Here is a 19,707-nt window from a genome sequence, read left to right as displayed (position 1 = left end):
GTCTCACCTCAAACAATGACCACTATCCTCCCGAACCTTCCCACCGGCCAGAAGGTCGGCATCGCCTTTTCCGGCGGCCTCGACACCAGCGCCGCGCTGCTCTGGATGCGCAACAACGGCGCCATCCCCTACGCCTACACCGCGAACCTGGGCCAGCCCGACGAATCCGACTACGACGAGATCCCGCGCAAGGCCATGGCCTACGGCGCCGAGAACGCCCGCCTTATCGACTGCCGCGCGCAGCTCGTGGCCGAAGGCATCGCCGCCCTGCAGGCCGGCGCCTTCCACATCTCGACCGCCGGCATCACCTACTTCAACACCACGCCCATCGGCCGCGCCGTCACCGGCACCATGCTGGTGGCCGCCATGAAGGAAGACAACGTCAACATCTGGGGCGACGGCAGCACCTTCAAGGGCAACGACATCGAGCGCTTCTACCGCTACGGCCTGCTGACCAACCCGGACCTGAAGATCTACAAGCCCTGGCTCGACCAGCAGTTCATCGACCAGCTCGGCGGCCGCTCGGAAATGTCCGAGTACATGCGCCAGGCCGGCTTCGACTACAAGATGTCGGCGGAAAAGGCCTACTCCACCGACTCCAACCTGCTCGGCGCCACCCACGAAGCCAAGGACCTGGAACACCTGAACTCCGGCATCCGCATCGTCAAGCCCATCATGGGCGTGGCGTTCTGGCGCGATGACGTCGCCGTCAAGGCCGAGGAAGTCACCGTCCGCTTCGAGGAAGGCCAGCCGGTCGCCCTGAATGGCGTGGAATACAGCGACCCGGTCGAGCTGATGCTCGAAGCCAACCGCATCGGCGGCCGCCACGGCCTGGGCATGAGCGACCAGATCGAAAACCGCATCATCGAAGCCAAGAGCCGCGGCATCTACGAAGCCCCGGGCCTGGCCCTGCTGTTCATCGCCTACGAGCGCCTGGTCACCGGCATCCACAACGAAGACACCATCGAGCAGTACCGCGAAAGCGGCCGCAAGCTCGGCCGCCTGCTGTACCAGGGCCGCTGGTTCGACCCGCAAGCCATCATGCTGCGCGAAACCGCCCAGCGCTGGGTCGCCCGCGCCATCACAGGCGAAGTCACCATCGAACTGCGCCGCGGCAACGACTACTCGCTGCTCAACACCGAATCGCCCAACCTGACCTACGCTCCCGAGCGCCTGTCGATGGAAAAGGTCGAGAACGCCCCCTTCACCCCCGCCGACCGCATCGGCCAGCTGACCATGCGCAACCTCGACATCGTCGACACCCGCGCCAAGCTGTTCACCTACACGAAGACCGGCCTGCTCTCCGCCTCCGGCACCTCGCTGCCGCAACTGAAGGACGAGGCCAAGAAGAAGTAATACTTCTTCCCGCCCAACAAAAAGCCCCTCGGCAACACCGAGGGGCTTTTTTATTACGCAACAACCACAAGATACTCGCCCCTGCCAACAAACTGTAGGCAAGCACGCCAAGAAAACCACCCGCCCCAGCAGCCGCCAACGGGCGTCTCAAGAACTCAAACAACAACCGCCCCAGCCCAACAACGCCTACAACTCCACCTGCATCCCCATCTCCACGACCCGATTCGCCGGAATCTTGAAAAACTTCGTGCTCCGCGTCGAATTGCGCGCCATGAACGAGAACACCGCCCGCCGCCAGCGCCACAGCGCCGGCTTCCTGGCCGCCACCACCGTCTGCCGCGAAAGGAAATAGGACGTGCGCATCGGCTCCAGATCCAGCTCCGGATACGCCTCGGCCACCAGCCGCAGCGCCTCCGGCACATCCGGATCTTCCTTGAAACCGTAGTTGATCGTCGCCGCCCAGCTCGACGCGCTCATCTTCTGCACCGTGAAGCGCTCGTCCTCGGACACATAGGGCACGTCGGCTACCCGGATCGTCAGGAACAGCACATGGTCATGCAGCACCTTGTTGTGCTTGAGGTTGTGCAGCAGCGCCGGCGGCACGTTGCCCGAATTCATCGTCATGAAAATCGCCGTGCCCGGCACCCGCGACGGCGGATAGGCCTCCAACTGCTCCATGAACTCCTTGAGCGGCTGGCGATCGCGCTGCTGCATGTCCGAGAGCAGCCGGCGGCCCCGGCGCCACGTCATCATCAGCGTGAACACCACGATCGCCACCACCAGCGGCAGCCAGCCGCCTTCATGGATCTTGAACACGTTGGCCGAGAACAGCAGCACATCGAACAGCAGCAACAGGCCCAGCACCACGAACCACAGCATGCGCTTGGCGCCCGTGGTGCCGCGGGGCAGCACCGCGAACGCCAGCACCGAGGTCGTCAGCATCGTCCCCGTCACCGCGAAACCGTAGGCCGCCGCCAGGTTGTCCGAATTGCGGAACACCAGCACCAGCACCAGCACCGCGCACAACAGCAGCGCATTGACCTGCGGCAGATAGATCTGGCCCTTCTCCACCGCCGACGTATGCAGGATCTGCATGCGCGGCCAGAAGCCCAGTTGCACCGCCTGGCGCGTCACCGAGTACGCGCCGGAGATCACCGCCTGTGACGCCACGATGGTGGCCACCGTGGCCAGCGCCACCAGCGGCGCCAGGCCCCATTCCGGCGCCATCATGAAGAACGGATTGCGGATCGCGCCGGGATCGCGCAACAGCAGCGCGCCCTGGCCGAAATAGCACAGCGTCAACGCCGGCAGCACCATGCTGAACCAGGCGCTGCGGATGGCCGGGCGGCCGAAGTGGCCCATATCGGCATACAGGGCCTCGGCGCCCGTCAGCGCCAGCACCACCGCGCCCAGCAGCACGAAACTGATCCACGGGAACTCGACGATGAAACGCAGGCCCCACATCGGATTGAGCGCCGCCAGCACCTCGGGCGTCTGCCAGATCTGCCAGCCGCCCAGCGCGGCCAGCGTGCCAAACCAGAGCAGCATCACCGGGCCGAACAGCTTGCCCATGGCGCCCGTGCCATGCGACTGGATCGCGAACAGCGCCACCAGCACCACCAGCGCCAGCGGCACCACCCACGCATCCAGCGTATGCGAAACGATGCCAATCCCTTCCAGCGCCGACAGCACTGAAATCGCCGGCGTGATCATGCTGTCGCCATAGAACAGCGCCGCGCCGAAGATGCCCAGCACGATCAGGATCCAGCGCAGCTTGCCGTCCCGGTTGCGCACCGCCAGCTCCAGTAGCGCTAGCGTGCCGCCTTCGCCGCGGTTGTCGGCGCGCAGGATCAGCGTCACATATTTCAGCGACACCACCACCATCAGCATCCAGAACAGGATGGACAGCACGCCCAGCAAGTGGGCCGGCTCCAGGTCGGTGTGCACGCTCAGCCCGGTCAGGCAGGCCCGCAGGGTGTACAGCGGACTGGTGCCGATATCGCCGTACACCACGCCCAGCGCCCCCAGGACGAGGGCGGCGCGGGAGGACGGGGCGTGGCCGGCGGGCGCCCCACCGGTGGAAGAAGAAGGAACGCTGACCGAGCCCTGGCTCATGATGTGGGTTCTTGCCGAGTGAGTTGAGCCCCCTTGCGAGGGCCGGGAAACACGACGGAAAGCCGCGTTCCGGAAAAATCGGGCCGGCTGGTGAGCTTCCACCAGGCGCCGTGGGCGTGCGCGATCTCGCGCACGATCGCCAGGCCCAATCCCGAACCGCCGGCCGTGACCGACGGCGAACGATAGAACGCCTCGAACACGCGATCGCGTTCTTCGGGGGGGATGCCGGGGCCGTCGTCCTCCACCGTCAGCGACGGCGGATTGGCGCCGACGATCAGGGTGATCTTGCCGGTGGCGTTGCCGTAGCGCAGCGCGTTGTCGATCAGGTTGCCCAGCAGTTCAGCCAGCAACAAGGGATCGGCGTCGATCCAGATCGGCGCGTCCGGCGCCACCAGGTCCAGTTCATAGCGCGCTTCGCGCACTCGCGGGAACCATTCGGCGCCATGCGCCCGCACCCATTCGCACAGGTCGATACGCACGAAACTATCCTGCGGCCGCGCATTGGGATCGGCGCGCGCCAGCACCAGCAGTTGCTGGCCCAGCCGGATCATGCGGTCACTGACCGCCTTGATGCGTTCGGCGCGCGCGCGCACGTCGTCGGGCAAGGGCCGCGCCAGCATCAGTTCGGATTCCAGCCGCAGGCCGGACAGCGGCGTGCGCAATTGGTGCGCGGCGTGGCCGATGAAGCGGCGCTGCGCCGCCAGCGAGGCATCCAGCCGCAGCAGCAGATCGTTGGTGTGAGTGACCAGCGGTTCGATCTCGACCGGCACGCCGGCCACTTCCAGCGGCTGCATGTCGTCGATGGAACGCTGGCGGATTTCCTCGGACAGATGATTGACCGAGCGCAGGCCGGAACGCACGCCCTGCACCACCACCCAGGTGAACAGGCCGATCAGCATCACCTGCCCCACCACCATCAGCCAGAAGAAATCCTCCAGCATCCACAGCGACATGTCGATCTTGTGGGTGATGACCCAGGTGGCGGCCAGGTCCAGCAGCACCAGCAACAGGATCGGCGGCATCAGCCGGATGACCAGATGCCGCGCGAGCGAGCGGGACGGGAGCAAGGGGCGTGGGGCGGGCGGAGCGGAAGGAATGCGTTCTGACATCATGACGCGGTGCCCTCGCTGTGGGCGGATGGGGAGTCAGGCCGCCGCGGGCTGGCGGGGCCAACCGGCTTCGGGCGGCCAGCCGGGCCGTCAGGCCGTTTCCACATCCAGCATGTAGCCGAAGCCACGCACCGTCTGGATGCTGGCGCCCGTGCCTTCCAGGCGCTTGCGCAGGCGGTACACATAGACTTCCACTGCGTTCTCGCTGAAGTCGGCGTCCCAGGCGGACAGCGAATTGACGATCTGGCGCTTGGTGACCACGCGGCCGACGCGCGCCATCAGCATTTCCAGCACGGACAGCTCGCGCACCGACAGCGACAGGCGCTGGCCGTTGGCCCGCACCTCGCGGCCGACGGTGTCGAACACCAGCGGACCGACCTCGATCAACGGCTGCGCCTGTCCGGCCCGCCGGCGGCCGAAGGCGCGCACCCGGGCGGCCAGTTCGGGCAGCTCGAAGGGTTTGGTGACGTAGTCGTCGGCGCCGGCATCCAGGCCGGCGACGCGGTCCTCGATGCCGTCGCGGGCGGTCAGGATAAGCACCGGAACCTGGTTGCCATCCTGGCGCAACTGGCGCAGCACGTCCAGGCCGCTCATGCCGGGCAGATTGAGGTCGAGCAGCATCAGGTCATACGGCTGGCCGGCCAGTGCGCCCAGAACCCGGTCGCCCTCGGTCAGCCAGTCGACCGCATAACCTTGGTCGGCCAGGAATTCCTGGAGCGCGTGGCCCAGGGTGGTGTCGTCTTCGATTACCAGAACTCGCATGCCGCGATTCTAGCGCGATCCCGGAAAAAACGGGGCGCGAAATGCGCCCCGTTGTTGGGAATCGTTCAACGGGCGGATGGCGCCGGGGTGCCCGGGGCCTCTGCCGCCGCCCCGCTCGAGGGCGGCGTGGTGACGAAGCCGATGCGTGTCATCCCCGAGCGGCGAGCCGAGGCCATGACCTTGGCCAGCGTCTCGTAGCGCGTGTTCTGGTCGGCGCGGATGCGGATCTCGGGTTGCGGCTTGGTGCCGGCGATCGACTTGAAGCGATTGGGCAGGTCGTCGATATTGACCGGCTTTTCGTCCCAGAACAGCGCGCCCCCGGCATCGATGGCCAGGTCCACGGTCTTGGGTTCTTCCTCGATCTGCTCGGCGGCCACCTGAGGCATGTTGATCTTGATCGAATGCGCCAGCAGCGGCGCCGTGATGATGAAGATCACCAGCAGCACCAGCATGACGTCGATCAGCGGCACCATGTTGATCTCGGAAACCGTATGGGTGCCGGACCCTTTGCCCTCGAAGCTGCCAAAAGCCATTATTCGCTCCCGCGTTGGACCGCGGCGCCGTTACCGTGCTGGCGGCGCAGGGCGCGCACCTTGCTGTCCGACAGCGCCACTTGCTGGCCGGTCGTCAGGAAGGCGAACAGGTCGTGCGCGAAGGCGTCAAGGCGCGACAGGTAGACGCGGTTGTTGCGCACGAAGGTGTTGTAGGCCAGCACCGCCGGAATGGCGACCGCCAGGCCCAGGCCGGTCATGATCAGGGCCTCGCCCACCGGACCGGCGATGCGGTTGATGGTGACGCCATCGGACAGGCCGATGCCGACCAGGGCATGGTACACGCCCCACACCGTGCCGAACAGGCCGACGAACGGCGCCGTCGACCCCACCGAGGCCAGCACCGTCAGGCCGTTTTCGAGCTTCGCGGTTTCCTCGTCGATCACCTTGCGCATGGTGCGGGTGACGAAATCGCTGCTCGAACCCGCCTCTTCCAGCTTGGTGGCGCCGAACTTGTTGTGGTGCGCCTGGGCATGCATGGCGTGGCTGGCCAGATGCGAGAACGGATCGCGCGCGCCGTGCGTGGTGATCTCGTGCTCGACCTGCTCCAGCGAGCTGGCGTTCCAGAACTTGTTGAGGAAATCGACCGAGCGGCGACGCATGCTGATGTTGCTGCCGACCTTGACCAGGATCAGGTACCAGGTCACCAGCGACATCAGGATCAGGATGATGAACAGGCTCTTGCCGACGAAGTCGCTCTGGGCGACGAAGTGCAGGAAGCCCATGTCGGGGACGGGCGCGGGCGCCGGGGCGACCGCAGGCAGCGCCGCGGCGGCGCTGTGCAGCGCATCCGCGGATTGCTGGACGGCGCCGGTGGCCTGCTGGACGATGCCGCCAGCCGCGGTCGCGGCTTGCTGGGCGGCGGGCGCCGCGGCGGCGGCGGGTGCCGCGGCCGCCGGAGCCGCTGCCGGGCTGGTGGCCGCCTGCGCCACCAGGGTGGCGCTGTGCATTGCGTTGGACATCTCAGTTCCTCATTACGAAATCGAACGGAATCTTTGCTTTGGCGGGATATGCCACGCCATTGCGGCTATAGGGTTTCATGCGGGCCTTGCGCGCGGCGGCCAGTGCCGACTCGTCCAGCCTGGGGAAGCCCGAGGACGCGTCGATCGTGGCCCGCTCGACCAGCCCCTGGGTATTGATTTCCACCAGCACCACCACCCGCCCCTCTTCCCGCATGCGGCGCGATGCCATCGGGTAGTTGGGCATCGGTCGCGCGCCCAGGTATTCGATCTGGGTTTCCTGCAGGATCTGGTCGGGCGGCGGACCCTGGCGCGGGGCCTGGGTGGTCTGCGCGCCTTCCGTGGCGCCGGCCGGCGGCGTTTCCACCGGCGGCGTCTCTGGCTTGGGCTCGGGTTTGACTTCCTGCTTGGGCTGGGGCTTGGGTTTGGGTTTGGGCTTCGGCTTGGGGGCCGGCATCGGCGGCTTCTCGACCACCGGCTCGGGTTCGGGCTCGGGTTCCGGCTCCACCTTGGGATCCGGTTCGGTTTCGGGCTCGATCTCGGGCTGCGGCTCGGGCGGCGGTTCCGTCACCGGCTGCGGCACTTCCGGCGTGGGCTCGGCTTTGGCGATCTGCGGCGTGGGCGCATCCACCACACTGACCATGATGGCCTCGGGTTCCTCCAGTTCAGGGCGGTTCTCGGGCGCCAGGTAAATGGCATAGACCACCGCGGCATGTAGCGCAACGACCGCCAGGCCTGCGCCTATGCGTATACCAAGGGAAGACGGCGGTGAAGAGTTCAAACCACGTTGAAAGCTAGGCATGAATCAGCCAGGGTGCATTAACTTATCTGGCCAGCCAGGAAAAAACGCGCGCAACGAGCGCACGCCGGCTGACCGGTACAAGCCAAAGATCATAGCTTAAATGCGAATGATTCGCACGTCATATTTCGTCTGCAATAGCGTAACACCCTGATGCGGCGCCAACCCCGCGCCGGAATACACGCCACCAACGCGCGCTGCCAATGCAGCGCCGCCAACGCACACCGCCAACGCGCGTTCCCAATGCACGCGACCCATACCGCAACCCAGGCATGCGAACGAAACACGAAGCCGAAACACGAACCCGAAGCGCGCAAACAAAAAACCCGCCACGTTACCGTGTGCGGGTTTCTGTTTTGGCTTGCTGATGGTGGGTGCTACAGGGGTCGAACCTGTGACCTACGCCTTGTAAGGGCGCCGCTCTACCAACTGAGCTAAGCACCCGTCCTGATGATGGTTTCGCCGCGAACGAACTGCGGAGAAAACGCTAGCCGGGGTACTCAAAAGCAATACGCGGGCCGGAGTATACCGGACCGCGTACCTGTCGGCAAATCAACGCAGGCCGTGCCCGCTCGATTCGCCGATCCGTCAATTAGTTGACGGCGTCCTTCAGGGCCTTGCCCGGACGGAACTTCGGCACCTTGGCCTTCTTGATCTTGATGGTTTCGCCCGTGCGCGGATTGCGGCCGGTGCGAGCGGCGCGAGCCGACACGGCAAACGTGCCGAAGCCCACCAGGGTGACCGTACCGCCCTTCTTCAGGGTGGTCTTGACGGCGCCAATCAGGGCGTCAAGCGAACGACCGGCGGCAGCCTTGGAGATATCGGCCTTGCTGGCAATGTGATCGATGAGTTCGGTTTTGTTCATTCAGGTGTACCCCTCACAAGGTATGGAGTCTGCCGGGAGTGCAGTTCATCATGGCTGCCATCTTGGACATCACGACTTGCGCGTAGACCCGACAAACGACGAACAGACTAGTGGATAAACTTTTTCTTGCGCTGCAAAGCACAACTTTTAAACTGCTGCGCCGCCTAGGTTTCAAGGGCTTTCGAGCCCGTGAACCGTCAGCGACGCAGACATGTATTAGGCCTTGGCGTAGAGCGGCTGTCAAGCGAAAACCTCACGTCAAGCCGCACCAATACTAGCTTTTAGGCCTTTTCGCAATAAACAAAAACGCGCATTTCGGGGTTTGCGCGACACCGGCGCAACGCCCCGAAATTCGCTCACACATCGGCCCAGCGGCGCAGCAGGTTGTGATAGATGCCGGTGAGCTGCACGATCGAGGGATGGCCGGCCGCGTCCTGGTTCAGACGCTGTATGGCGACGTCCATGTCGAGCAGCAAGGCACGCTGGCTGTCCTCGCGCACGAGGCTCTGCATCCAGAAGAACGCGCTCACGCGCGCGCCACGCGTCACCGGGTTGACCTTGTGCAGGCTGGTGCCGGGATACAGCACCATGTGGCCGGCGGGCAGTTTCACCGTGCGCGGACCGTAGGTGTCGTCGATGACGAGCTCGCCGCCGTCGTAGGAATCGGGATCGGAAAAAAACAGCGTGGCCGACAGGTCGGTGCGCACCCGCTCGGCGGTGCCGGCGATGCCGCGCACGGCGTTGTCGACGTGATAACCGAAGGCCTCGCCACCCTCGTAGCGGTTGAACAGCGGCGGGAAGATCTTGCGCGGCAGCGCCGCCGACATGAACAGGTTGTTGCCGGACAGGCGCTGCAGGATCAGGTTGCCGAGTTCCTGCGCCAGCGGATGCTGCTCGGACAACTGGCGGTTGTGCTTGACCGATGCAGACTGGAAGCCCGCGGTAACCTTGCCATCCACCCATTCGGCGGCATCGAGACGCTGGCGGATGGCGGCCGCCTCGTCGGGAGTGAATACTTCGGCGATCTGTATGAGCATGGATTCCTGCGCAGGTCACGGCCGGCGCGTCACCGCGCCGAAGCCCCGCCCGATTATCCCTGCAGGCAGCCGTTGAGCGCCTGATCGAAGTCAAATAGCAGATCAGTCTCATCCTCGATGCCCACCGACACCCGGATCAGGCTATCGGCGATGCCCATCTGCTTGCGACGCTCGGCGCCCATCTCGTAGTAGATGGTGTGCGCGGCGGGCAGCGCCAGGCTGCGCGTGTCGCCCAGGTGCGTGGCCATCAGCACGATGCGCAGGCGGTTCAGGAAATCGAAGCAGTCCACGCCGTCGGCCAGCTCCACGCCCAGCAGCCCGCCGAAGCGCGCGCCGAACAGCGCCGCGGCGCGCGCATGCTGCGGATGGCTGGCCAGGCCCGGATAATGCACCTTGGCCACGCCGCGATGCTCTTCCAGGAAGCGCGCCAGCGCGAGCGCGTTGGAGCAATGCTTGGCCATGCGCAGCGCCAGCGTCTCGGCGCCCACCGCGATGCGATGCGCGGGCTCGGCCGCGAGCGTGCCGCCCATGTCGCGCAGGCCCTTCTTCTTGATCTGGGTCAGCCCCCAACCGGTGGAGGGGCCTTTGCGATAGGCGTCGTAGATGTTCGAATAGCCTGCCCAGTCGAACAGGCCGGTGTCGGTGACCGCGCCGCCCAGCGCGTTGCCATGGCCGCCGATGTACTTCGACAGCGAGTTCATGACCAGCGACGCGCCGACCGTCGACGGCCGGAACATCCACGGCGAGGTCAGCGTGTTGTCCACGACGTAGACCAGCCCCTTCTCGCGGCAGATTTCGCCAATGACCGCCAGGTCCGCGACCTGGGTCCCGGGGTTGGCGATGGTCTCGGTGAACACCATGCGGGTGTTGGGCTGGATCGCCGCGCGCACCTGCGCCGAATCGGTGGCATCCACGAAAGTGATCTCCACGCCCAGTTCCAGCAGCGTGCCCAGCAGGCTGTTGGTGTTGCCGAACACGTACTGGCTCGACACCAGATGGTCGCCCCGGCGCAGCAGCGTGGTGAAAATGGCGGCCAGCGCGGCCATGCCGGTGGCAAAGCTCACCGTGCCCTTGCCGGCTTCCATGTGGTTGATCTTCGCTTCCAGCGCCGTGGTGGTCGGCGTCCCCTGGCGAGCGTAGGTGAAACCAGGCTTGCCCTGGAACACCGCGGCCAGCTCGCGCGCATCGGCGTAGGCGAACTCCGACGAGGGATGCATGGGCTTGTGCACCGCTCCGTGCTCGACGGATTGCTGGCGGTCGGAATGGAGGATCGTGGTGGTAAAGCCGTTCTGGTGCATGATGGGCTGCGCGGGAAGGAAGATAGCGATGGAAAAGACAGTTCAGGCGCGACGCTGGCGCACGGTTTCGTAAAGGCAGACGGCGCTGGCCACGCTGACGTTCAGGCTCTCGACCGATCCGAGCATCGGGATGTTCACGAGCTGATCGCAGGTTTCCCGCGTCAGGCGGCGCATGCCCTCGCCTTCGGCGCCCATGACCCAGGCCATCGGCTGGCGCGCGTCGATCTGGTGCATGCTGTCGCTCGCCTGGTCGTCGGTGCCCACCAGCCACACGCCACGGTCCTTCAGGCCGCGCATGGTGCGTGCCAGGTTGGTGACCATCAGGTAGGGCACGGTATCGGCCGCGCCACACGCCACGCGCTGCACCGTGCTGTTCAATCCCACCGCGCGGTCGCGCGGCGCGATCACGGCATGCACGCCGGCGGCGTCCGCCGTGCGCAGGCAGGCGCCCAGATTGTGCGGATCGGTCACGCCGTCCAGGATCAGCAGCAGCGGCGGCCCCTCGATCACGTCGAGCACTTCATCCACGTCCACCGCCAACTGGCGTTCTTCGGCCAGCGCCACCACGCCCTGGTGGCGGGTGCCGCGCGCCAGGCCATCGAGGCGCTCCATGGCGACCGGATGCAGACGGCAGCCCGCCTTCTCAACCTGCTCGATGAACGTCTGCATGCGCTTGTCGCGACGCGACGCTTCTACGTAGATTTCCTTGATCGAGTCGGGCGCGTGGCGCAGCCGCGCGACAACCGCGTGAAACCCGGCAAGGACTTGGGTCGACGCCATAAATGCAAATACCTTTAGAAAAACGGATGCCCGCCCCAGAGGGGGGCGGGCCGCCGGACGTATCCGGCCATAGCCGCAATGTTACCCCTTAGTGGCGCTTGCGCACCGCCTTCTTGGCCGGCGCGGCGCGTTGCGGGGTCTTGGGCGGCTTGCCGGCCTTCTTGGCTTCGGCTCGCCGCTCCTTCGCGGTCTGGCCCTTGAGCGCGGCCGGCTTGGGCGCCGCCGCCTTCTTGACGCGGCGCGGACCCTCGTCCGGACCACGCGCGGACGCCTTGCGCAGGGCGTCGAAACTGGTGCCTTGCACCAGGCGGAACTCGATGCGGCGCGCCTCCAGGTCGACGCGCGACACCTGCACCTGGACCTTGTCGGTCAGGCGGTAGCGCATGCCGGTGCGTTCGCCGCGCAACTCGTGCAGCGCATCGTTGAACTGGAAGTATTCGCCGCCCAGCTCGGACACGTGCACCAACCCTTCGACGTGCAGCGTATCCAGCGTGACGAAGATGCCGAAGCTGGCCACGCCGGTGACGGTGCCGCTGAAGTCCTCGCCCACGCGCTCCTTGACGAACCAGCACTTGAGCCAGGCCTCGACGTCGCGCGAGGCTTCATCGGCGCGGCGTTCGCTGGCCGACAGGACAAGGCCCATCTTTTCCCAGATGGCGTGTTCGTGCTCGCGCTGGGTGCGGCCAATGACGACCGGCTGGTCGTCCAGGCTCGGCACGTAGCGCTGGCCGGCCAGCAAGGCCTTGATGACCCGGTGCGTCAGCAGGTCGGGATAGCGCCGGATCGGCGAGGTGAAATGGCTGTAGCCGGGATAGGCCAGGCCGAAGTGGCCCACGTTGTCCGGGCTATAGATGGCCTGCTGCATGGAGCGCAGGCACATGGTCTGCAGCAACTGGTAGTCGGGACGGCCGCGCACGGAGTCGAGGAAGTCGCCGTAGTCCTTGGCCGTGGGCGTATCGCCCCCGCCCAGCGACAGGCCCATCGTGCGCAGGAACTCGCGCAGCGATTGCAGGCGCTCGGGCGTCGGGCCCTCGTGGATGCGGTACAGGCCAGGATGCTTGCTGCGCGTCATGAAATCGGCCGCGCAGGTGTTGGCGGCCAGCATGCACTCTTCGATCAGCTTGTGGGCATCGTTGCGCACCGAAGGCACGATCTGTTCGATGCGGCCCAACTCGTTGCAGACGATCTTGGTCTCGACCGTGTCGAAATCGATCGCGCCGCGCTTCTTGCGGCTCTGCGACAACAGGTGGAACAGTTCATACAGGCTCTGCACCTGCGGCATGACGGCGCGCATGGCATGGGCCGCCGGGCCGCCGGGCTGCTGCAGCGCCGCCCAGATATTGGTATAGGTGGTGCGGGCATGCGAGTGCATCACCGCGTTGTAGAACTGGTATGCCGTAACGGTGCCGGCCTTGGCGCCCGACGCCGGGATCACCATGTCGCAGACCAGCACCAGGCGATCGACATCGGGATTCAGCGAGCACAGGCCGTTGGACAGCGACTCGGGCAGCATCGGAATGACGCGGCGCGGGAAATACACACTGGTGCCGCGCTCGAGCGCGTCATCGTCCAGCGCGTCGCCGGGACGCACGTAGTGGCTGACGTCGGCAATGGCCACCAACAGGCGCCAGCCCGGCCGCTTGCGCTGGCCCGTGCCCAGTTCGACCGCCTCGCAATAGACGGCGTCGTCGAAGTCGCGCGCGTCTTCGCCGTCGATGGTGATCAGGGGCACGTCGCGCAGGTCGACGCGGTCTTTCAGGTCGCCCTTGCGGACCACGTCCGGCAGGCGGGCGGCCTGCTTGCGCGCGGCCTCGGAGAATTCGACGGGCACATCGAACTTGCGCACCGCGATCTCGATTTCCATGCCGGGATCGTCGATCTCGCCCAGCACCTCGGACACGCGGCCCAGCGGCTGCGTATGGCGCGTGGGCTGCTCCATGATCTCGACCGACACCACCTGCCCGTGCTGGGCGCCGTTGGTGTCGCTGGGCGGAATCAGTATGTCATGCTTGATGCGCTGGTCTTCCGGCACCACGATGGACAAGCCATGCTCGTGCAGGAAGCGCCCCACCAGTTTGTTGGTGCGGCGCTCGATGACCTCGACGATGGTGCCTTCCGGCTTGCCCCGGTATTCGCCCGACGGCTTGACCAGCACGCGGTCGCCGTGCAGCACCTTGAGCATTTCGCGCGGCGACAGGAACAGGTCCGGCCCGCCGTCATCGCGCAGCAGGAAGCCGAAACCGTCGCGGTGGCCCAGCACCTTGCCCGCCACGAAGTCCAGCTTGGTGGCCAGCAGCAGCACGCCCTTGCGGTTGGGCATCAATTGGCCATCGCGCTCCATCGCGCCCAGGCGGCGCTCGAATCCCACCATCGTCGCAGGACGCTCCACGCCCATGCGCTCGGCGAGCTCCACCGGAGATAACGGCGCCCCCGCGGATCGCAGCGCTTTCAGGATGGCTTCACGGGACGGGACATCGGGATCGAAGTCTGGCGGCGCTTCCGGCAACGGAGTGGATCTGTTGTTGTTCGATTCGTTATTCGATCGTTTTGCCAAAGCTAATTTTTCCGTATATAATGCGCAGCTTCTGTGGTTCGCCCAAGGCTGAACACTGAAGCAGAAATGGTCAGACGGATTGTAGAGTGATTTTGCAATTACGCTTTGAATACATGCGCTTTAAATACATGGGAATAAAAACCTCATGCAATCGAAGTGGCAGCGTATCACAAAGTTCTGACTGGAATGTCTCAGTGCCCAGGTGGCGGAATTGGTAGACGCGCATGGTTCAGGTCCATGTGCCGCAAGGTGTGGAGGTTCGAGTCCTCTCCTGGGCACCACGGAATTTCAGCTGAGGCTGTTTGGGTTTGCGATGAAAAAAACATCGCCGTGAAATCAAACAGACAGCATTGGCAAAAAAGTTGAAAACCCCGGAAATCGCAAGATTTTCGGGGTTTTTGCTTTGAGCTGCGTGAATGGTCTGGCGTGAACTGCTTTGCACGGCATCAATTGCCCTGTGCCGACCCATCCGCGACCAGATTCAAAGGCCATCACAAGGATGGTGATGCCCCCACCCCAACGTTAGCCCCCCCCCGGGACAGTATTGCTCGATCGGACAACCTTCAGCGCCAAGGCACCTTGCGGTTCAGGTGATGGCGCGCATACAGGTCCGCCCCCATCCCCGCGATCTGGCCATCGATCAAGGCCTCGAACGGCCGCAGCAGCTCATCGAAATTACCTGGCGCCTCCAGCGCATTGAGTGCGTGCGTCACCGCCTCGATGGTGGACAGCGCACCCGGAATGTCCGCGTGCCGCACCCGGTAGCGCGACGTCAGGCCGGCCGGCAGCATCACGCGCGGCAGCGCGGCCAGTTGCGGATTGATGTGCAGCAGCTTGCGCGCATGAGTCCAGGTGCCATCGGGCACGATCAATTGCACCGGCCCGCCCGTCGCGGCGGCGCACCCCGGAATCAATACCTCCGCGCCCTCGCCGGGAAACAGCACGCAGGGTGCATACCCAGGCTCGGCCCACTGCTCATATTGAAAGCGCTCGCCCACCAGGCGCCGCGCGCCTTGCAGCCCCAGCACCGCCAGCCGCGCCGTGTTCAGCGCATGGCGCGCCTCGCTCGGATGCTGCAACACCACGACGCGGGTGCGCGGAGTCAGCGTCGGGATCAGGGCGCAAAGGCAATGGGATTCGGGGCGCTTACAGCGCAGGCAAACAGGGCGTGACATGGGGCGACACTATAGCGAAGCCGGCCGCATGGAAAAAAAAGTGAAAAAAATGCTGCATGACTTGCACACTTCCAAAAAAGTATGCATAATCTCGTTCCTCTGCTGTTGAACACGAAACGAAACGCAGCCGGTAGCAAGAAGTCGAAAGATGGAATGCAAACTGGAAAGCGACGCGGAAGGTAAGACATCAGCGCCCAGGTGGCGGAATTGGTAGACGCGCATGGTTCAGGTCCATGTGCCGCAAGGTGTGGAGGTTCGAGTCCTCTCCTGGGCACCAATTATTACATCACGAGGTACCTGTCGTGATGCGCCAAGAAAGACCCCGTTCGCGAAAGCGTCCGGGGTTTTTTCTTTTGCGGCCCGAATGATCAGGCCAGCCTGGACAGCCGGCCGATCGTTCGCTCGCAAGCGCCTAGGCCAGCATCCGCGTCATGACGACGTGCGCGATGCCGGCCTCCATGAACTCCTCGCCTTCCACCTGGAAACCGTGGGCCTCGTAAAAGCCCTTGGCGTGGGTTTGCGCGTGCAGCACCAGCATGCGGTGGCCATCGCCATGACCCTGGCCGATCAGGGCGTCGAGCAACTGGCCGCCCACGCCCAGGCCGCGCGCCCGCTTGTGCACGGCCATGCGGCCGATGTGGCCGTCGGGCAGCAGCCGGCCGGTGCCCAGCGGCGTGCCGTCGGCGGCGTAGGCCACCGCATGCACCGAAACCGCGTCGTCGTCGTCCATCTCGACCTCGGGCGGCACCTTCTGCTCGACCACGAAAACGTCATAGCGGACCGACGAGGCGTCCTCGCGCAGGCGATCCCAGGTTCCCAGGGTGATACGTACCGTCGGCTTTTGTTGGTTGGCCATTTTTTTCCCTCGCGCCACTGCTGAATATGAATCCACTGTCGACATTTTCGCAGGGATGGCGTGTCGGCGAAACAGGCGTACCATCGCGGCTGGCCCATTCCCGCAGCTGATTGCCATCATGCCGCAAGCCGCAACGCCCGCCTGGTTGAAATTCGCGCCCGCGCTTTTCCTGCTGCTGTGGTCCAGCGGCTTCGTCGTGCTGAAAGTGGGGCTGGCCTATGCCGACCCGATGACATTCCTGGCACTGCGCTACGCCTGTGTCGTGGCGCTGCTGATGCCGTTCCTCCTGGCGCTGCGGCCGCCGCTGCCGCAAGGCGCCCGCGCCTGGGGCCACCTGGCCATGGTCGGCCTGCTGCTGCAGGCGGGCTACTTCTGTTTCACCTACCTGTCGCTCAAGCAAGGCATGTCCGCCGGCGGACTGGCGTTGATCACATCGCTGCAGCCCATCCTGATCGGGCTGCTGGCGCCGGTGATCGCGCACGAACGCGTCGATGCGCGGCGCTGGGCCGGGCTGGGACTGGGCGTGTCGGGCGCCGCGCTGGTCATCATCGCCAAGGCCTCGGTCGACCTGGCTTCGACGCTCGGCCTGGTGTTCGCGATGGCCGCGCTGCTCTGCATCACCAGCGGCACGCTGTATGAGAAGCGCTTTGGCGTGCAGACCCACCCTGTCACCTCCAACACGGTGCAATACGCCGTGGGCCTGGCGGTCACGGCGCCGCTGGCCTTCTGGCTGGAGCCGATGCGCATCGACTGGACCGGGCCGTTGCTGGGTTCGCTGGCGTACCTGGTGGTGGGCAATTCGCTGGTCGCCATCACGTTGCTGCTGGCCATGCTGCGCCATGGCGAAGCGTCACGCGTGTCGGCGCTGTTCTTCCTGGTGCCGCCATCGACCGCGGTCATCGCACTGCTGGTGCTGGATGAGCCGATCCCGCCGCTGGCCTGGCCCGGCATGGTGCTGGCCGCGCTCGGCATCCTGCTGGTGACCCGCTCGGCGCGCACGCCCGCGCCGGCGCGGCAAGTAGAATGAGCGCCCTTTCGCGCCCATTTCCGCCGCTGCCATGAATGCCGTCATCACCGCCGCCCTGCCGGTCTTCGCGCTGATCCTGACCGGATGGCTGGCGGCGCGCTGGCGCATCCTGGGGCCGGCCGCCACCGACGCCCTGAACCGCTACGTGGTCTACCTGTCGTTGCCGGCGCTGCTGTTCCGCGCCATGACGCAGGTGGACCTGGCGCACATGGCGCACTGGGGCTTTGTCGGCGCGTTCGCCGGCGGCATCGCCGTCACGTTCGCGCTGTCGTTCCTGCCGCGCAAACGCGGCCCGCGCGGCCTGACCGACCGCAGCATCGAAGGACTGGCGGCGGCCTACGCCAATGCCGGCTATATGGGCATCCCGCTGTGCCTGGCGCTGTTTGGCGCCGAAAGCCTGGCGCCGGCGGCCTTCACCACACTGATGACGGCCAGCGTGCTGTTCGGTTTCGCCATCGCCCTGATCGAATTCGACCGCCAGCAGGCGCCAGGCCTGGGCGCCACGCTGGTGAAGGTCGGCCGCGCGCTCATGCGCAATCCGCTGCTGGCCGCGCCGGTGCTGGGCCTGGCGTGGGCCGGCACCGGGCTGGCGCTGCCCGAGGGGCTGGATCGCTACGTGTCGCTGCTGGGCGCATCCGCCAGCCCCTGCGCGCTGGTCACCATCGGCCTGTTCCTGGCGCAGACCGAGACCGCAAGCCCGGGACCAGGCGTGCTGCGGCTGGTGGCCGGCAAGCTGCTGCTGCAACCGGCCGTGACGGCGCTGCTGGCGTTCCAGGTGTTCTCCATGCCGCCGCTGTGGGCCTGGACGGCGGTGTTGATGAGCGCCCTGCCGATCGGCACAGGCCCCTTCATGCTGGCGCAGATGTACGGGCGCGACGCGCGCGTCACCTCGCGCGCCATCCTGGTGTCCACGGTGCTGTCCGTCCTGACCGTGAGCCTGCTGGTAGCCTGGATCAGCGCGCATCCGATCTCCTGAGCCGCGCATCTTTATATAATCAAAAGTTATTAAAAAAGCACCAATAAATGCTTTGAGAAATTATTGACCGCCTTTAGACTTTATCCACGACAACGGGTGCGGCTACGCGCCCGTTTGCTTTTCCCTTATCGAATTCCCGGGACTCTCCCATGAGCGCCAACACTTCCACCCTGCCCCTGCCCTCGGCGCTGCCGCCAATCCAGATCAACCGCAAGCCGCTCTGGATCGCGCTGCTGCTGGTGCTGGCCGGCGCCCTGTACCTGAACCAGACCGTCAGTTGGCGCCAGGGCGCGTTGTGGATCGTCGGCGCGCTGCTGGGCGTGGCGCTGTACCATGCGTCGTTCGGCTTCACCCAGGCCTGGCGCGTGTTCGTGTCGGACCGCCGCGGCGCCGGCCTGCGCGCGCAGATGTTCATGCTGGCCATCGGCGTGCTGCTGTTCTTCCCGTTCCTGGCGCAAGGCTCGCTGTTCGGCCAACCCGTCAACGGCCTGGTCTCGCCACCGGGCGTGTCGGTGCTGCTGGGCGCGTTCCTGTTCGGCATCGGGATGCAGTTGGGCGGCGGCTGCGCCTCGGGCACGCTGTTCGCGGTGGGCGGCGGCAATACCCGCATGCTGGTCACGCTGCTGTTCTTCATCATCGGCTCGGTCATCGCCACCGCCCACTTCGGCTGGTGGTCGACCCTGCCCGCGCTGGCGCCGACCTCGCTCATCAAGACCTGGGGCCTGGCGCCCGCCATCATCGCCAACCTGGCGGTGTTCGCGCTGATCGCCTGGATCGCCACCGTGCTGGAAAAACGCCGCCACGGCCACGTGATCTCGTTCGCCTCGCGCACCGCGCGCCCGGCCTCGCTGCTCCAAGGCCCGTGGCCGCTGATCTGGGGCGGCGTGGCGCTGGTGGCGCTGAACTTCGCCACGCTGGCGCTGGCCGGCCGGCCCTGGGGCATCACCTCGGCGTTCGCGCTGTGGGGCGCCAAGGCGCTGGACGCGATGGGCGGCGACGTGGCCACCTGGGCCTACTGGAGCAAGCAGGCCGCGCTGGGCGCGCCGCTGCGCCAGGACGTGACCACGGTAATGGATATCGGCCTGATGCTGGGCGCGCTGGCCGCGGCCAGCGCCGCCGGCAAGTTCGCGCCGGTCTGGAAGGTGCCCGCCCGCTCGCTGGCCGGCGCGGTCATCGGCGGCCTGCTGCTGGGCTACGGCGCGCGCCTGGCCTTCGGCTGCAACATCGGCGCCTACTTCAGCGGCATCCTGTCGGGCAGCCTGCATGCCTGGCTGTGGTTGCCGGCGGCGTTTGCCGGCAGCGCCCTGGGCGTGCGCCTGCGTCCGCTTTTTGGCCTGGCGGTGGAAAAAACGCCGTCGGCATCCAGCTGCTGAGAAACACTGTTCCAGCAACAGCCCCCTTCCGAGGGGGCTTTTTTTCGTCCATGCCTCGCAACGCCAGCATTGGCGCGGTTTCCGCAATGGCGGACGGGGTGGTCGCGGCCGCCGG

General features: G+C 65.8%; 17 protein-coding genes and 3 tRNA genes. 6 read left to right on the top strand and 14 right to left on the bottom strand.

Translation table 11 applies throughout. The annotated features are described in order from the left end of the window. Window positions 1-15 precede the first annotated feature (15 nt). Window positions 16-1,356 carry an argininosuccinate synthase gene (argG, locus tag SB816_RS25200; protein WP_006388517.1) on the top strand — a complete coding sequence of 447 codons (1,341 nt, stop codon included), beginning with the start codon at window positions 16-18 and terminating at the stop codon, window positions 1,354-1,356. Between the two features lie 186 nt (window positions 1,357-1,542). On the opposite strand, the gene SB816_RS25195 is transcribed toward argG, so the two are convergent. The 12 genes from SB816_RS25195 to rnr form a co-directional block, all read right to left on the bottom strand. Further along, entirely contained in the window at window positions 1,543-3,471 is a 1,929-nt protein-coding gene (locus tag SB816_RS25195; RefSeq protein WP_064524117.1) for a potassium transporter Kup, read from the bottom strand. Then, window positions 3,468-4,583 (bottom strand): sensor histidine kinase, encoded by a 1,116-nt coding sequence (locus SB816_RS25190; RefSeq protein ID WP_395757518.1) that lies wholly within the window; start codon window positions 4,581-4,583, stop codon window positions 3,468-3,470. The genes SB816_RS25195 and SB816_RS25190 overlap by 4 nt, the downstream gene beginning before the upstream one ends. 87 nt (window positions 4,584-4,670) lie before the next feature. After that, entirely contained in the window at window positions 4,671-5,342 is a 672-nt protein-coding gene (locus tag SB816_RS25185) for a response regulator transcription factor (RefSeq protein WP_006218435.1), read from the bottom strand. A gap of 65 nt (window positions 5,343-5,407) precedes the next feature. Then, window positions 5,408-5,875 (bottom strand): ExbD/TolR family protein, encoded by a 468-nt coding sequence (locus tag SB816_RS25180; RefSeq protein WP_054501289.1) that lies wholly within the window; start codon window positions 5,873-5,875, stop codon window positions 5,408-5,410. After that, complete coding sequence (locus SB816_RS25175) at window positions 5,875-6,855, bottom strand: MotA/TolQ/ExbB proton channel family protein (protein ID WP_054501290.1); 981 nt, start codon at window positions 6,853-6,855, stop codon at window positions 5,875-5,877. Before SB816_RS25175 ends, SB816_RS25180 begins: the two co-directional genes overlap by 1 nt. A gap of 1 nt (window position 6,856) precedes the next feature. Then, window positions 6,857-7,654 (bottom strand): energy transducer TonB, encoded by a 798-nt coding sequence (locus SB816_RS25170; protein WP_049072584.1) that lies wholly within the window; start codon window positions 7,652-7,654, stop codon window positions 6,857-6,859. Between the two features lie 365 nt (window positions 7,655-8,019). Next, a tRNA-Val gene (locus tag SB816_RS25165) sits at window positions 8,020-8,095 on the bottom strand. Window positions 8,096-8,243: 148 nt separating this feature from the next. Continuing rightward, window positions 8,244-8,516: an HU family DNA-binding protein gene (locus SB816_RS25160; RefSeq protein ID WP_003812968.1), complete on the bottom strand. Its 273-nt coding sequence runs from the start codon at window positions 8,514-8,516 to the stop codon at window positions 8,244-8,246. A 356-nt stretch (window positions 8,517-8,872) separates the two neighbouring features. Continuing rightward, a complete protein-coding gene (locus SB816_RS25155) occupies window positions 8,873-9,553 on the bottom strand; it encodes a Fe2+-dependent dioxygenase (protein WP_144658058.1) in 681 nt (226 codons plus the stop codon). 53 nt (window positions 9,554-9,606) lie between these two features. Next, window positions 9,607-10,851, bottom strand: coding sequence for a cystathionine gamma-synthase family protein (locus SB816_RS25150; protein WP_054501292.1), 1,245 nt, complete (start codon window positions 10,849-10,851; stop codon window positions 9,607-9,609). 42 nt (window positions 10,852-10,893) lie between these two features. Then, complete coding sequence (gene rlmB, locus SB816_RS25145) at window positions 10,894-11,631, bottom strand: 23S rRNA (guanosine(2251)-2'-O)-methyltransferase RlmB (protein WP_410547685.1); 738 nt, start codon at window positions 11,629-11,631, stop codon at window positions 10,894-10,896. An 88-nt stretch (window positions 11,632-11,719) separates the two neighbouring features. Further along, window positions 11,720-14,185, bottom strand: a complete 2,466-nt coding sequence (rnr, locus tag SB816_RS25140) for a ribonuclease R (RefSeq protein ID WP_054501293.1) — start codon at window positions 14,183-14,185, stop codon at window positions 11,720-11,722. Between the two features lie 196 nt (window positions 14,186-14,381). Between rnr and SB816_RS25135 the strand changes: the two genes are divergently transcribed. After that, window positions 14,382-14,466, top strand: a tRNA-Leu gene (locus tag SB816_RS25135). 282 nt (window positions 14,467-14,748) lie between these two features. On the opposite strand, the gene SB816_RS25130 is transcribed toward SB816_RS25135, so the two are convergent. Next, a complete protein-coding gene (locus tag SB816_RS25130; protein WP_269874608.1) occupies window positions 14,749-15,360 on the bottom strand; it encodes a tRNA-uridine aminocarboxypropyltransferase in 612 nt (203 codons plus the stop codon). Between the two features lie 192 nt (window positions 15,361-15,552). Here SB816_RS25130 and SB816_RS25125 point away from each other — a divergent pair. Continuing rightward, a tRNA-Leu gene (locus SB816_RS25125) sits at window positions 15,553-15,637 on the top strand. A 135-nt stretch (window positions 15,638-15,772) separates the two neighbouring features. Here SB816_RS25125 and SB816_RS25120 read toward each other — a convergent pair. Continuing rightward, a complete protein-coding gene (locus SB816_RS25120) occupies window positions 15,773-16,216 on the bottom strand; it encodes a GNAT family N-acetyltransferase (protein ID WP_410547684.1) in 444 nt (147 codons plus the stop codon). Between the two features lie 118 nt (window positions 16,217-16,334). On the opposite strand from SB816_RS25120, the gene SB816_RS25115 reads away from it, so the two are divergent. The 3 genes from SB816_RS25115 to SB816_RS25105 all read left to right on the top strand — a co-directional run bounded on the left by SB816_RS25115 (window position 16,335) and on the right by SB816_RS25105 (window position 19,592). Next, window positions 16,335-17,243: a DMT family transporter gene (locus SB816_RS25115; protein WP_410547683.1), complete on the top strand. Its 909-nt coding sequence runs from the start codon at window positions 16,335-16,337 to the stop codon at window positions 17,241-17,243. A 31-nt stretch (window positions 17,244-17,274) separates the two neighbouring features. After that, window positions 17,275-18,219, top strand: coding sequence for an AEC family transporter (locus SB816_RS25110; protein ID WP_054433276.1), 945 nt, complete (start codon window positions 17,275-17,277; stop codon window positions 18,217-18,219). Window positions 18,220-18,368: 149 nt separating this feature from the next. Then, the gene (locus SB816_RS25105) at window positions 18,369-19,592 is read left to right on the top strand and encodes a YeeE/YedE family protein (RefSeq protein ID WP_116791056.1); all 1,224 of its coding nucleotides are present in this window, start codon (window positions 18,369-18,371) and stop codon (window positions 19,590-19,592) included. The last annotated feature ends 115 nt before the right edge of the window (window positions 19,593-19,707 follow it).

Origin of the sequence: Achromobacter sp. SIMBA_011 (assembly GCF_046535435.1) — a bacterium.
GTDB lineage: Bacteria > Pseudomonadota > Gammaproteobacteria > Burkholderiales > Burkholderiaceae_B > Achromobacter > Achromobacter dolens.
This window is presented reverse-complemented; position numbering and strand designations above follow the sequence as displayed.

Excerpts from the sequence above, each read along its gene's own strand:
- argG (WP_006388517.1), top strand. The coding sequence starts at position 16 with ATGACCACTATCCTCCCGAACCTTCCCACCGGCCAGAAGGTCGGCATC.
- SB816_RS25195 (WP_064524117.1), bottom strand. The coding sequence starts at position 3,471 with ATGAGCCAGGGCTCGGTCAGCGTTCCTTCTTCTTCCACCGGTGGGGCG.
- SB816_RS25190 (WP_395757518.1), bottom strand. The coding sequence starts at position 4,583 with ATGATGTCAGAACGCATTCCTTCCGCTCCGCCCGCCCCACGCCCCTTG.
- SB816_RS25185 (WP_006218435.1), bottom strand. The coding sequence starts at position 5,342 with ATGCGAGTTCTGGTAATCGAAGACGACACCACCCTGGGCCACGCGCTC.
- SB816_RS25180 (WP_054501289.1), bottom strand. The coding sequence starts at position 5,875 with ATGGCTTTTGGCAGCTTCGAGGGCAAAGGGTCCGGCACCCATACGGTT.
- SB816_RS25175 (WP_054501290.1), bottom strand. The coding sequence starts at position 6,855 with ATGTCCAACGCAATGCACAGCGCCACCCTGGTGGCGCAGGCGGCCACC.
- SB816_RS25170 (WP_049072584.1), bottom strand. The coding sequence starts at position 7,654 with ATGCCTAGCTTTCAACGTGGTTTGAACTCTTCACCGCCGTCTTCCCTT.
- SB816_RS25160 (WP_003812968.1), bottom strand. The coding sequence starts at position 8,516 with ATGAACAAAACCGAACTCATCGATCACATTGCCAGCAAGGCCGATATC.
- SB816_RS25155 (WP_144658058.1), bottom strand. The coding sequence starts at position 9,553 with ATGCTCATACAGATCGCCGAAGTATTCACTCCCGACGAGGCGGCCGCC.
- SB816_RS25150 (WP_054501292.1), bottom strand. The coding sequence starts at position 10,851 with ATGCACCAGAACGGCTTTACCACCACGATCCTCCATTCCGACCGCCAG.
- rlmB (WP_410547685.1), bottom strand. The coding sequence starts at position 11,631 with ATGGCGTCGACCCAAGTCCTTGCCGGGTTTCACGCGGTTGTCGCGCGG.
- SB816_RS25130 (WP_269874608.1), bottom strand. The coding sequence starts at position 15,360 with ATGTCACGCCCTGTTTGCCTGCGCTGTAAGCGCCCCGAATCCCATTGC.
- SB816_RS25120 (WP_410547684.1), bottom strand. The coding sequence starts at position 16,216 with ATGGCCAACCAACAAAAGCCGACGGTACGTATCACCCTGGGAACCTGG.
- SB816_RS25115 (WP_410547683.1), top strand. The coding sequence starts at position 16,335 with ATGCCGCAAGCCGCAACGCCCGCCTGGTTGAAATTCGCGCCCGCGCTT.
- SB816_RS25110 (WP_054433276.1), top strand. The coding sequence starts at position 17,275 with ATGAATGCCGTCATCACCGCCGCCCTGCCGGTCTTCGCGCTGATCCTG.
- SB816_RS25105 (WP_116791056.1), top strand. The coding sequence starts at position 18,369 with ATGAGCGCCAACACTTCCACCCTGCCCCTGCCCTCGGCGCTGCCGCCA.